This is a genomic window from Bacillus cereus group sp. BfR-BA-01347, from assembly GCF_022663835.1.
GTDB classification, from domain to species: domain Bacteria; phylum Bacillota; class Bacilli; order Bacillales; family Bacillaceae_G; genus Bacillus_A; species Bacillus_A thuringiensis_K.
The window spans coordinates 250,021-263,180 of record NZ_JAKUGG010000001.1 but is presented as its reverse complement, the minus strand read 5'-3'; the positions used below and the strand labels follow the sequence as shown (position 1 = coordinate 263,180).

Sequence of the window (13,160 nt, the reverse complement as noted above, 5' to 3'; positions counted from 1 at the left end):
CTCCTCCAAACGCGCTATTATACTTCAAGTTCGTTCGTCTGAATTAAATAGCGCATAACTTCAATTACAGCTACGTATAAATCTTCTGGAATCGCCATATCTTCCTCGACTTGATAATATAAAGAACGAGCAAGCGGACGGTTTTCCACCATTGGTATTTCTTGTTCACGGGCAAGCGTTCGTATATATAATGCGAGCTCATCTTCCCCTTTTGCAACGACAATTGGTGCTGCATCAACGTGTTTATTGTAACGAAGTACGACCGAAATATGAGTCGGGTTGTTTACAATAAATGTCGCGCCATCCATCTTCTTCGCAATTGTTCCTTGCAAGATTGCATGCATAAAGTTTTTTCGTTTTCCTTTTACTTGCGGGTCCCCTTCATTATCTTTATGCTCTTGTTTCACTTCTTCTTTTTTCATCTTAATATCTTGCTCGTACTCCCATTTTTGATAAATGAAATCAATAATAGAAAGAACGATTAAAATAATTAAAATTGCTAAGAAAATAAATTTAATTTGCCTAATAATTTCAGTAAGTGACGCAGTCCAGTTAAATCCAATCATGCTCACGATTTTCTCTAAATTCTTTTTAAAAAGAACGTAAGCGACGTAACCGATTAATCCCATATAAAACAGTGATTTCAAAATATCTACTAAACTTTTACGACTAAACAGTCTCGTGAAATAGTTTTTCGGATTAATACGTGATGCTTTCGGTTTAATGACTTTAGAAGAAAATAGGAACCCGACTTGAATCATATAATTGAATAAATGAAAAGCGTATACGAGTATTAATATCGGAGCCGATACTTTCAGTAATAAAATCCCCATTAAATAAAAATACTCGGTTGAATCTGTATTTTTTCCAATTTGATCAAACAGCACCGCTACGGAATTCGCAATCTCATACCCTAGCCAATCTCCGAAGAAATAAACGACAACTGCTAATACGAGAATGGAAAATAAATTATTTAAATCTTTACTCCGGGCAATATTCCCTTCTTCACGCGATTTTTTACGCTTCTGCGGGGTGGCCTTTTCTGTTTTATTATCCTTTGCCATGCGCGTCCCCCTACTTCGTTAAGAAAAAGTTAAATAGTTTCGTATATTCTTCAAGTAATACATCCGTCATATTTTTAAACACATAACCGAGCATTGGTACACTCATCGCAATAAACAAAATACCACATGTAATTTTAATTACGTATGCATTCATAAAAACGTTTAATTGCGGAGCGTTTTTTGCAATTAAAATTAGAACAAAGTTAATGATGAATAAACTTCCCATAAGCGGAAGAGCAATTTCAACCGCTGATGTGATCGCAAATAATAGCGTTGCGAGTAGACTATCTAAGAAACTAGTCGTCAACAATTTTGAAATCGCCTCTGTATATTGAAACGACTTTAAAATCGTGGCAACGAAATAATTAATGCCGCCAAGTGAAATAAAAATAATGAGAAAAAATATATCAAAAATGGTTGATAGTAAAGTAGACTGTGAGCCCGCATTTACATCAAACAAACTTGCTTGTGATAAACCGATATCAAAGTCTAAAATATGCCCGGCCATTTTCGGAATGTTCCACAGCATTTCTACAATTTTTGAAAGTGATAATCCAATTACAATTTGCGTTCCTGCATAAGCTGCAACGTCCCAAACTGTCTTGATGTGAGAGACATCCACTTGATCAGCCACTGTAATTGAAAGAGCAAGTCCAACTGTAACCTTCGCCATTGCTGGAATGGATCGTCCTGAGAAAAACGGTAAAAAATATAAAAATGAAGTAATGCGGCAAAACGCAAAAAACGTCGCCGCCCATAATTCCATATTCATTTCAGTTCACCTATCTTAGTACGAACGCAATAGCGATGGGATTTTATCAAATAAATCTAAAATAAGTGTCGTTAACTCTTGGAACATCCACGGACCTAAAATGATAATAACGAGGACAATACTCGCCATTTTCGGTAAAAACGTCAGCGTTTGCTCTTGAATTTGCATCATTGCCATAATAACCGCGATAATAATAACGACAATCAGACTTACAACGGCAATCGGCATTAAAATCATAACCCCTTTATAAAAAAAGGTTTGGAAAATATCTATAATTGGTGACGTATTCATTTATATGACTCCTATCACATAGCATCAAGCGCTTCAGGCGACCGTCTTAAACATAATATCGACGATTTTTGTATATCCACCTAAATATACGAAAACGAGTATTTTAAACGGTAAACTTAAAATCATCGGCGGTACCATCATCATCCCGAGGTACATTAAAAGTGTACTAATAATCAAATCTATAAATACAAACGCTAAATAAATGAACATCCCTGTAAGTAACCCTTTTTGAATTTGCGTTAACGTAAAGGATGGTACGAGTGTAAATAGTGAAAGATCTTTCAAATCTTTCGGCAACTCTTCTCCGCGTACTTTCAGCATCATTTTCAAATCATGCTTATACGTATGCTTTGACATATATTCTTTCATAATAGGAGCTGTCGTTTCCGCAGCTTGGCTTACTGTTATTTTCTCTTTCGTCATCGGATCCCACACATCACTCTTCAGTTGCCCAAGTACAGGCTGCATCGTAAAGAGTGATAAAAATAATGCAAGTCCAACAAGCACTTGGTTTGGTGGTAAATTCATTACCCCAAGTCCTTGACGTGTAATCCCAAGAACGATCATAAAATAAGTAAAATGTGTAAATAATAGAACGATAGAAGAAGATAATGATAAAAGGGTAACGAGCGCAAATAGTTGTACACTTGAATTACTCGTAAACTCTTTTCCATTTTCGAAATTAATAAAACCGTTCGGGGCCGCATACGCTGGATTTACAAAAATAATTGAAAAAACGATAGAAAATACGAAAATAACGGCTAATAATGATAACTGTTTCTTTATTCTCATGATGGATCCTCTACTTTTTTCGTTTCAGTCTTCACCGCGTCTTCTAGTGCTTGTTGAAACTGATTTCCTGTTCCGGTTAATTGCACAGACTGCACACCGTTATTACTAATAACAGTGAACACTTGCTTTCCGTCCACTTCAAATAAAAAGGCACTCGTTTGATGATTTAAATACACGCCGTCTTTTACTTGAATATGGCCATTTTCACCCTGCTTAAAAAACTGCTGTTTGCGCGTCTTTTTTGTCATATAATATGCACCGTAACCGAGCGCACCAAACAGTAAAACGACTTGAAATAAGGTCGTCATATACGACATATGACTCCTCCTCTACTCTTTATCTTGCATTTGACTTTGCGCTTTCATAAGCGCCGCTTGTTTCTTGTCAGCTTCAATTTCAGAAATGATAATACCGAATTTCTCGTCCATTACGATTGCTTCACCGATGCCGACTTTCATATTACTTAAATACACATCTACTTTATGTCCTAAGTTTTTCTCTACTTCAAGAACATCGCCAACTTTTAACTGCTTTACATCACCAAGCGTAATAGATGACTTTCCAAGCTTTACACCAAGTTCAATCGAAATATCTGAAACAGTATCGATATGTGCTTTGCCTGCTTCATTTCGCTTTCCTGCAAAATCTTCTAATCCCATTAATGACACGGGAGATACTTCATGCTTCATATGGATCCTCCTACTCTACAAAACTTTTAAATAGGAGCGCCTTACGCGTTCCATCTTTTCCAATAAAACAATTAAATTTATGCTTTCCATCTACATAACCAAGTAATTCATCCGAAACTTTCGTATGAAGCGGAATAATATCGCCTTCTTCAATTTGTTCAATCTCACTCATTGTCATTTTCTGCTCACCAATTGCAACGTGAACAGGTTTGTACACTTGATTTACTTTCATTTCCACTTCAGACGTATACTTTTTACGCTTGTCTGAAGAATGTTCGACAATATTTTCAGACGTTAACTTATCCATAATTTCTTCAACAGATAAGAATGGAATTCCGATACGCACCGTCGTATTCCAAAAATCTGTTTTCATATTTACGTTAAGTAATGAAATGATATCGCTCGCTGTTGTAATCTTTAATGCATTCGGGTCTGTTTCCGTCGTTACAAATTTCGGTTCAATCGCAACAACACTTTCAAATGATTGCTCTAAATTTTTACAAAGAAGCAAGAATATATTATCAAGCGTTAAAAACTCAAACGCTGTTAACGGTCTGCGCATCGTAAAGTTACGCTTACTATCTCCGCCAAGCCAACATTCATGAATATAAATAACGAATGCTAAATCAATCTCAATAACAATTTCTCCAAGCTCTGGTAAACCGAGATCAATTACGCAATATAAATAATAATCTTTCGGCATTTTCTCCACATACTCACTCGTAAATGGAACTTGCTCAACTGTTGAAGGTTCTAGTTCAATTGGAATACGCATACGCGCTGATAACGTCTGTGACGTCTGTTTTCCAAACGTAGAAGCAATCGCTTGCAAACTACGTAAATGCTCAACACCGAACTTCTCTGGTCTATTAAAATCATACTCTTGAAATTTCTCTTGCTTTCCTGCTTCTTGTGCGAAAGCTGGCATTTCCTCGCCTTCATTTACCGCCTTCAGCAGGGCATCAATTTGCTCTTGGCTTAATTTTTCGCCACTCATGACAATCCCCTTCCCTACCTTTTCAATTCAACGATCTCAACGTACATCTTCCCATTCTTCGTTAAAATCTTTCCGGTTCCAATCTCTTCATTCTCAAGCATAAGACGCACCGTATTTTTCGTTGAATTTTCAAGACGATACAATGTACCTTTCGTAATATGAAGCAGATCTTCAATTTTCTTTTTCGTATTTCCGATTTCAAAATAAATTGTTAACGGAATATCATCTTGTAATTTCAAATCTAGCCAACTCCCATATCATGTTCACGAAAATTTCATGTTCTCTCTATATATGAAACTTCTTATTTTGAAACGTCGATATTTAATATTTTTTTAATATATCCTTGCGTTTCTTTAAATGGCGGTACGCCTCCGTACTTTCTCACATTCCCAGGACCAGCATTATAAGAAGCAAGTGCCAATACTAAGTCGCCGTTATTTTTCTTTAAATAACCGCTTAACTCTTTCACGCCACCTTCAATACTTTCAGCTGGTGAAAAGGGATTCTTCACACCCATCTCCTTCACATTCGCTGGCATAAGCTGCATAAGTCCCATCGCACCGGCATGTGACACCGTTTTCGGATTAAAATTAGACTCTACTTCAATCATTTTTTGAATTAACGTTTTTGGAATTCCATATGTACGACTTACTCGATCAATAATATCCTCATACTTGCCTTCATTGGAAGAACGTATTTTTTGAATATTATACTTCTTCGTTAATTCCCACGTATCAGCGGCCTCATTTTTCGTTTCTGGGAAACGTCGTTCAAACTCTTTTTGCGCAACTTGCACTTCATCTGCTTTCTTCGTTTCAGCCTTTTCTTCAAGCTTACTCGCTTCCTCTACTTTATTAATAGTTTCTGCCGGTTTATTAACAACCGCTTCTATTTTCGTAGATTGTACCGGCTGACTCATATCTTCTATGTTTGCCGGCTGCGTAGTAGCCTTAGTCTCCTTCGCAGGTTCATTCTGCAACTTCTCTTGAAAACGACTACTAACGAATGCTTGTGGACTACTTAGCTTTTGCTGAATTTGCCCTTTCTTATATGCAAGCACTTCTTTTACTATATTTCCAACTATCATAATATCACCTTTTCGGTAAACAAAGATAATCTAATATTAGAGTTTTTTTTTAAAGTTTGCAATAATCCTTTTAATAATTATGTAATAAAAAAATGAATATATTGTTAAACTGTTATTTTTTTATATTTATTAATTCGAATTTTTAGTTGACACCCGCTATGACAAGGATTACAATAAATCTCGAAATTGATTTTTTCGCATATTACCGTTTTTCAATTTGCAGAAAAGTCAATATAAAAAAATGGGGGTTCTTAAAATGAGAATTAACACAAACATTAATAGTTTACGTACGCAAGAATATATGCGTCAAAACCAATCAAAAATGAGTACTGCTATGGATCGTTTATCAAGTGGTAAACGTATCAACAACGCTTCTGACGATGCAGCAGGTCTTGCAATCGCAACTCGTATGAAAGCTCGTCAAGGTGGCCTAAACGTCGCTGCACGTAACACACAAGATGGAATTTCATTGATTCGTACTGCAGATTCAGCTTTAAACTCTGTATCTAATATCTTACTTCGTATGCGTGACCTTGCAAACCAATCTGCAACTGGTACAAACACTGATACAAATAAGGTTGCTCTTCAAAAGGAATTTACACAATTAAAAGAACAAATTAATTATATCGCAGCTAATACACAGTTCAATGATAAAAACTTATTAGATGGATCTAGTGACCAAATTAAAATTCAAACTTTAGATTCTGATGATGCAAGCAAACAAATTGAAATCAAGTTAAACAGCTCTACACTTGATGCGTTAAAAATCAAAGACTTAGCAATCGGTAGCGAAGGTGCATCTAAAACACAACTTGAAACATTAACAAACAAAATGGATGCATTAAAAACAGTAAAAGCAGCAGATGTTTCGGGAATGAAAACTGCTGTTGACGAGGCTAAAACAGCTTTTGAAGCAGTAAAAAGTTACATGGCGCCAGCTGATGTAGCAACACTTGAAGGTAAATTTAAAGATTTTGATGGTAAATCTGTCGCTGCAGATCAAGAGACTTCTGCAAAAGCAATTCAAACTTCTTTTGATACAATTTCCAAATCAGCAACTATGCCTAAAGCTGCTGCTGATGCTGACGCATTAGGTGCAGTAAAACAAATCGACGTAGCCCTTAAAACAATCGCTGACAATCAAGCAACTTTAGGTGCTACATTAAACCGCCTTGAATTCAACGTAACAAACCTTAAGAGCCAAGAAAACTCTATGGCATCTTCTGCTTCACAAATCGAAGACGCTGACATGGCGAAAGAAATGTCTGAAATGACTAAGTTCAAAATCTTGAACGAAGCTGGTATCAGCATGCTTTCTCAAGCAAACCAAACTCCACAAATGGTTTCTAAATTATTACAATAAGCCATTTGAGTTAGTTTCCTGAATAAACCTCTCTGCTTGCGGAGAGGTTTATTTTTTCTATATAGATAGATTGAAAGATTTTTTTAGCTTAAAGAGAAGCTTTAGCCATATTTAGTAGCGGTCAGGGCCTATTTTATTCTCGTTCCGTGTATGAAAACAAAAAGATAAAGTGAGCATAAGTTTCTTTTTCTCTTCATAACCGTTTATTAGCTTTAGAACACTGACTATATCAATCTATAAGGAGTGTCTATTATGCGTATTGGTACGAATGTTTTGAGTATGAATGCTAGGCAGTCGTTGTATGAGAATGAGAAGCATATGAATGTGGCGATTGAGCATTTGGCGACTGGTAAGAAGTTAAACCATGCTTCTGATAATCCTGCGAATGTTGCGATTGTGACTCGTATGCATGCGAGAGCAAGTGGTATGCGCGCGGCGATTCGTAATAATGAGGATGCGATATCGATGCTTCGCACGGCGGAAGCTGCCCTTCAAACTGTGACAAATATTTTACAGCGTATGCGTGATTTAGCCGTTCAATCTGCGAACGGTACAAATTCAAATGCAAACCGTCATTCGCTGAATAAAGAGTTTCAGTCTTTAACAGAACAAATTGGCTATATTGGCGAGACGACTGAGTTTAATGATTTATCTGTATTTGACGGTCAAAACCGCCCTATTACATTAGACGATATCGGTCATACGGTAAATATGACGAAACATATTCCCCCTTCCCCTACACAACATGACATCAAGATTTCAACAGAACAAGAAGCAAGAGCGGCAATTCTTAAAATCGAAGAGGCTTTGCAAAGTGTGTCATTTCATCGTGCCGACCTTGGTGCAATGATAAATCGTTTACAGTTTAATATTGAAAATTTAAATAATCAAAGTATGGCGTTAACAGATGCTGCATCTCTAATTGAAGATGCAGACATGGCGCAGGAGATGAGTGATTTTTTAAAGTTCAAATTATTGACTGAAGTTGCACTTAGTATGGTTTCACAAGCGAACCAAATTCCGCAAATGGTCTCTAAACTACTACAATCATAAAAATGAATCTGCCTTCTTTGGAACGATTCCATACAAAACAAAAGGGAAATACATATAAACTATGTATCTCCCTTTTATTTTGTACCCAAATTTTATTACTGTGTTACCGTCATAACTTGTCCGCTACGGTCAACCATTATTTTCATTTTACCGTCTTGTGCATTATATAGCCCTAGTTTATGTAATTCCATTTTACAATCTTGTACGAAAGTTGGTAATTTACGAATTTGATCGATATCAGAACTTGTAATGAAATGAATTAAAAGCTGCGTCATGCCTTTAATATCTTGTACAAGCTCTTCTTTCTCTCGTTTTAGCCTTTCATTTTCTAGTTGTAACGACTGCAATTCACCTTCTAAGCTACGTGTATTCTTTGCTTCTCTAGAACGCCCTGCTGCCATGCTAGAAAGCTTATAAATACCTTCCATAAACTGATGTAGTTCGTCTTCTTTCCTTTCACTACATTGATTAATTGTTTCAAAGTTATCAACGATACCAGATATAACTGTTACAAGATTTTTTTCATCCTCTTTGTGCTGAATTTCACCTTTTAATTCGTACTCGTTTTCTTGTTTTCTTGCAACGATTGTCTCTTTTACTGGTATATATTTTCGCTTTCGTCCTGGTTTTTGTTTTTCAATATTTTCAAACGGTATTTCACATTTTTTCAATTTATAATACGTATTTTGCAATTGACTTTCTGTTTTTGGAAAAAGATTTAGTTCATTTTTACTTACGTATTTTGAAATATTTAAAATGTTTAAACCGTGACGTTGACAAAATTGATACACTTCATACAGTAGCTCTAGTTCAGACTTCAGCCATGTAATTGCTGATTTTTCATATGCTCGCATCCCGCCATTTTTTTCTATATCTATTTGAAATAATACCATTCTATTATGTAAATCAACTAATTCTTCATACTTTACTTGGAATTCTTTTTCTATTTTTTTAAATTCCACCTCTAGTTGCATATCGTTCATTTTATTATTTGACATGTTTTGTAAAAGACCTAATACATTAATTGCTGTGTGGTGATACATAATCTGTGCCACTCCCCCTCATCCTTTCACAATTCTCATCTGACTCCCATGTCTTTTAAGAAAATAGCAATTTTTACATATCCATATTATAACAGTTCGAAATTATCTGTCAAATAATAAACATACAAAAATGTATAGAAAGTATAAAAATTTGGAAAATGTTTTTTATTAATATGCAAAATTGCATATTAATTACATTTAATTATATTATATGGTATTTTGAATATTTTTTCACCGAAAAAATTTGCGCTACCACGAAATGTTACTAAAGTAATCAAAAAAATACGTTCACTTATATTTTTAAATTAAAAATCTCTAAATAAAGATTATTCACACATACAGCGACAAACACCCAAGAAACCTTTCATTTTTCTACCAGCTTAAAGTATAGAATACTAAAAAGGAATTAGCCATATGTAGCATTGGCTAATTCCTTCCTCTCTCTAACAGAATAGAGTTATAAACCCAGTCTTCAAATCCTCAATCGAAGTCTCACTTCTTCTAAAGCTATCTCGGCGGCTCTCTCGTCCCATTTACCTAAAAAACACTCCATATCTCTGGTCTTACATCGCATGGGTCTCTATTAGGCACTGACCGCTGCCACACATAGCTAGTTCCTCTATTCCAGCTAAAAAAGTACTTTTCTTACAACACTAACTTATCAACTAAACCAATTAGCTCTTGAATATCTGGCTTACTTACTTGAGCATTTGCTCCTACAGCTTCACCTTTATGGAATAATTCATTTGTAATTAATGAAGAGAAAATAATGACTGGTAAACGATTCATTACTTCACTATCCTTAACCACTTTCGTTAAATGATGTCCATCCATTTTTGGCATTTCAATATCCGTAATTAGCAAGTGAATATGTTCAAACATTTTTTCGCCTTGCTCTTTCGCTAATTTTTCAATTTGCGCTAACGCTTCTGCACCATTGCTGAAGAAGTTCATTTTCGTATATCCAGCTGATGATAATGTTTCTTCTAATATTTGGCGAAGCATTGCTGAATCTTCTGCAATATAAATTACTTTTTCAGCTCGATCTGTTTTTTGTTCTAACCCTGCAATTGATTTATTGTCATAACCAGTGCCGCTAATTTCACATACAATTTTTTCATAATCTAATAGTAAGATGATTTTGCCATCTAGTTTTACAATACCAGATGTCGTTTCTTCTAGTCCCATAGATAATGAAGCTGGTTCATCAATTTGTTCCCACGAAATACGTTGAATACGATGTACTTCATCCACGCGGAAAATAACTTTCATTTGGTTTAATTCTGAGATGATAAATTTCGTTTGATCAAGTGGCTTTGTTGACTTTAAATTAAGAGCCATTGCCAAGTTAATAACAGGTAAAATTTCACCACGTACTTGAACAACACCTTCAACTGCATGATGAGATTCTGGCACAGTTGTAACAGGGAATGGATTAATGATTTCACGTACTTTCATAACATTAATACTAAATAGGTTTTCACCAACAGTATACGTAACAATCTCTAATTCATTTGTTCCGCTTTCTAATAAAATACTTTGTGCTTGTGACATAAAGGTGTCGCTCCCCTTCCATTAATTCCGTATATCTAATTATTAAGCTTTATAAAAGAGAAAAAGTCAACTACCTATATAAAAAATATAGATAGTCGAACGATTCATTTTATTAAAAAACAATTAATCTTGTATAAACGAAGCAAGTGCTTCTAATAACACTTCTTGCGCTCCTACAATTTCTGTCGGCATTGCTTCCCATTGTTTCGAAAGCTCCGTCTCTACTCTTATTCTCAGCTCAGAATTCATTTCTGCTAGCACATATTCTTTCGTTGCTATATCAACATCAAGTAGCGCGAGTGCATATAATTCCGGGTCATTTATTTTTTCGAATAATCGTTTTAATACTACCGGTGCTATATGTTTTAATTTTTCAATATGAATTTCCTTATCCGAAAATAGTAACTCATATTGAATAAACGTAACATTTTCTTTAATCACTTTAAAATAACAATTATTTTTTTTATCATTCACAAAATAACCGTTTGGATCTGCAATAATACTCTCTACTTTACGAATTAAATCTGGCAAACTATTCGCCGCCATTACAGTTCGCTGCTCAACCTCACTCGGCGAAACGAATGTAACGCGATACTTATTTTGCGCCATCCTCCTCACCTCTCCTTTTATAGAAATTCAGTCTAATTGTATACTACAACTACCTTAAATTAACTTAAAACTATTTTATATTACCACTTCTTACACTACCACACTACTCTAGTAACGCTACATATCTCTGGTCTTACACATCGGTCGGGACTCTTTTAGGCACTAACCGCTCCAAAACAACGCTTGGTCCTCTCGTCAACCCTAAAAAGAGCTTTTAAGATCTTTTTAAGAACTTTTCAATAACTCTATGTTATTAAACCAAAACGCTATCTGCTGATCCGTAATATTTGGCAACATAACAAAAAACTCACGACACTTCATCTCATCCTTAAACAGTTGATACTTCCAAACGCTATCCCTACTACCAACACTTATGAAATAAAACTCATGGATACGGCCAATGATTGCTTGTTTTTCGCCAAATGAATACGGTGGCACTTGCTTAATTTCAAATTGATCTGGTAAATATACATGCTCTTCTCGTTCTATTTTTAATACTTGCTCGGCAAGTTCACGTTTATTTTCGAAAAAAGGCAATTGTAAAATTCGCTCTTGTCTTGTCATACGAATAAAAAACCCTTTCTACTCCATTACATTTTTTCCATGCGATATATTATCGAATTAAGTTTACAACTTCATTTAATACTTCATCTGAAACTTTAATTACTTTCGCATTTCCTTGGAATCCGCGTTGGTATAACATTAAGTCAACGAATTCTACAGATAAATCTACGTTTGCACCTTCTTGTGCACCACCGCGTACTTTACCTGCACCGTTTTGACCAGATGTACCAAGAGCTAAAATACCTGTTGTATTCGTCGCTGTATAGTTACCATTACCTGTTTTCATTAGTCCACCTTCGTTCGGGAACATCGCAACAGCTAATTGACCTGCAGATTTCATACTTCCATCAGAATATTTTACCATTACGTATCCACCGTCAGCAATGAAGCAATCTTTAACCGTCGCTGCTGCTCTACCATCTACGTCTGTTACTGATAATGTTTTATCTGTTGGATGATTTGTTAAATGGCTTAAGTCTAATTTTATAGAGCCGCCATCAAATGGAATATTGGTTCCTTGCTCTTTCGGATTTGGATTTCCAACAGCATCAAATGTCATATTACCACCTGCACCTGGAACATCTTTAAACTCTGTTTCTTTTTTCGAGTCATTGCGCATTTGTACTTTATATGTATAGTTATGTTCACTCGTTTGTTTAAACTCTACACGCATTGTCCATGTATTCCCCGCATTATCATATACAGGTAAATCTTGTGTAATTTGTTTTTCACCAGTTGGAATATTCCCTTTAATTGTCCCTTTCGATGTTCGAATACCACCAATTGCTGTTCCCATTGGAATTTGCAACGGTCCTGGAATTCCAGATAAATCAACTTCACCAGTTGCCTCATTTGCAGGGTAGGCAAATACGTATTGACCTTCAGTATTCGTAATATAGTAATCTGAAGATATCCCAAACGTACCTTTACGAGTAAATTCCATATTTCCGCCTTTTGAATCACCTACAACGAAGAAACCATTACCTTCCATTGCTGCTTGTGTTTTGCCACCTGTTAACGTAATTGTACCATCACTATAATCCGTAACCGTACCACTCATTTTCACACCGTTACCAATACTTTTCGGATTCGTTCCTGCGTACTTACCGTCACCTTTTGCACCAATCGAATTGTTATATAGTAAATCATCAAACATTGCTTTTTGTTTTTTATAACCTACTGTTTGTGCATTGGCAATATTATTTGAAGTTACACTTAATGCATTTTGTGTTGCATTCATCCCTGTAATACTTGTATATAACGCTTTAATCATAACGTATGA

15 protein-coding genes and 1 pseudogene are annotated in these 13,160 nt (G+C 35.4%); 2 read left to right on the top strand and 14 right to left on the bottom strand.

Annotated elements, in window-relative coordinates; all coding sequences use genetic code 11:
- Positions 1–17 precede the first annotated feature (17 nt).
- The 9 genes and pseudogenes from flhB to MR143_RS33675 all read right to left on the bottom strand — a co-directional run.
- Positions 18–1,064: a flagellar type III secretion system protein FlhB gene (gene flhB, locus MR143_RS01385; protein ID WP_001040115.1), complete on the bottom strand. Its 1,047-nt coding sequence runs from the start codon at positions 1,062–1,064 to the stop codon at positions 18–20.
- 10 nt (positions 1,065–1,074) lie between these two features.
- Positions 1,075–1,836: a flagellar biosynthetic protein FliR gene (locus MR143_RS01380; RefSeq protein WP_001055718.1), complete on the bottom strand. Its 762-nt coding sequence runs from the start codon at positions 1,834–1,836 to the stop codon at positions 1,075–1,077.
- Between the two features lie 15 nt (positions 1,837–1,851).
- Entirely contained in the window at positions 1,852–2,127 is a 276-nt protein-coding gene (locus tag MR143_RS01375) for a flagellar biosynthetic protein FliQ (protein ID WP_001098081.1), read from the bottom strand.
- 33 nt (positions 2,128–2,160) lie between these two features.
- Positions 2,161–2,919 carry a flagellar type III secretion system pore protein FliP gene (locus tag MR143_RS01370; RefSeq protein WP_001220582.1) on the bottom strand — a complete coding sequence of 253 codons (759 nt, stop codon included), beginning with the start codon at positions 2,917–2,919 and terminating at the stop codon, positions 2,161–2,163.
- Positions 2,916–3,236: a hypothetical protein gene (locus MR143_RS01365; protein WP_000121178.1), complete on the bottom strand. Its 321-nt coding sequence runs from the start codon at positions 3,234–3,236 to the stop codon at positions 2,916–2,918. Before MR143_RS01365 ends, MR143_RS01370 begins: the two co-directional genes overlap by 4 nt.
- A 12-nt stretch (positions 3,237–3,248) precedes the next feature.
- Positions 3,249–3,608 (bottom strand): flagellar motor switch protein FliN, encoded by a 360-nt coding sequence (fliN, locus tag MR143_RS01360; RefSeq protein WP_000680010.1) that lies wholly within the window; start codon positions 3,606–3,608, stop codon positions 3,249–3,251.
- A gap of 10 nt (positions 3,609–3,618) precedes the next feature.
- Complete coding sequence (gene fliM, locus MR143_RS01355) at positions 3,619–4,605, bottom strand: flagellar motor switch protein FliM (RefSeq protein ID WP_000012356.1); 987 nt, start codon at positions 4,603–4,605, stop codon at positions 3,619–3,621.
- 14 nt (positions 4,606–4,619) lie between these two features.
- On the bottom strand, positions 4,620–4,844 hold the full coding sequence (locus MR143_RS01350; RefSeq protein ID WP_000775712.1) for a flagellar motor switch protein FliN: 225 nt from the start codon (positions 4,842–4,844) through the stop codon (positions 4,620–4,622).
- An 83-nt stretch (positions 4,845–4,927) separates the two neighbouring features.
- A pseudogene (locus MR143_RS33675) lies at positions 4,928–5,215 on the bottom strand (lytic transglycosylase domain-containing protein); the annotation flags it as partial.
- Between the two features lie 733 nt (positions 5,216–5,948).
- Between MR143_RS33675 and MR143_RS01340 the strand changes: the two are divergent.
- On the top strand, positions 5,949–7,055 hold the full coding sequence (locus MR143_RS01340) for a flagellin N-terminal helical domain-containing protein (protein WP_001222329.1): 1,107 nt from the start codon (positions 5,949–5,951) through the stop codon (positions 7,053–7,055).
- A 252-nt stretch (positions 7,056–7,307) separates the two neighbouring features.
- The gene (locus MR143_RS01335; protein ID WP_001219686.1) at positions 7,308–8,108 is read left to right on the top strand and encodes a flagellin N-terminal helical domain-containing protein; all 801 of its coding nucleotides are present in this window, start codon (positions 7,308–7,310) and stop codon (positions 8,106–8,108) included.
- Positions 8,109–8,203: 95 nt separating this feature from the next.
- On the opposite strand, the gene MR143_RS01330 is transcribed toward MR143_RS01335, so the two are convergent.
- From MR143_RS01330 to MR143_RS01310, 5 genes are all read right to left on the bottom strand, one after another.
- A complete protein-coding gene (locus tag MR143_RS01330) occupies positions 8,204–9,151 on the bottom strand; it encodes a DNA-binding domain-containing protein (RefSeq protein ID WP_000274680.1) in 948 nt (315 codons plus the stop codon).
- A gap of 645 nt (positions 9,152–9,796) precedes the next feature.
- Positions 9,797–10,705, bottom strand: coding sequence for a chemotaxis protein (locus MR143_RS01325; RefSeq protein WP_000075943.1), 909 nt, complete (start codon positions 10,703–10,705; stop codon positions 9,797–9,799).
- 123 nt (positions 10,706–10,828) lie between these two features.
- Positions 10,829–11,314 (bottom strand): hypothetical protein, encoded by a 486-nt coding sequence (locus MR143_RS01320; protein ID WP_000068335.1) that lies wholly within the window; start codon positions 11,312–11,314, stop codon positions 10,829–10,831.
- Between the two features lie 225 nt (positions 11,315–11,539).
- Positions 11,540–11,878, bottom strand: coding sequence for a DUF3964 family protein (locus tag MR143_RS01315; protein WP_000198171.1), 339 nt, complete (start codon positions 11,876–11,878; stop codon positions 11,540–11,542).
- 49 nt (positions 11,879–11,927) lie between these two features.
- Positions 11,928–13,151, bottom strand: a complete 1,224-nt coding sequence (locus MR143_RS01310) for a flagellar hook protein FlgE (protein WP_000588323.1) — start codon at positions 13,149–13,151, stop codon at positions 11,928–11,930.
- Positions 13,152–13,160 lie beyond the last annotated feature (9 nt).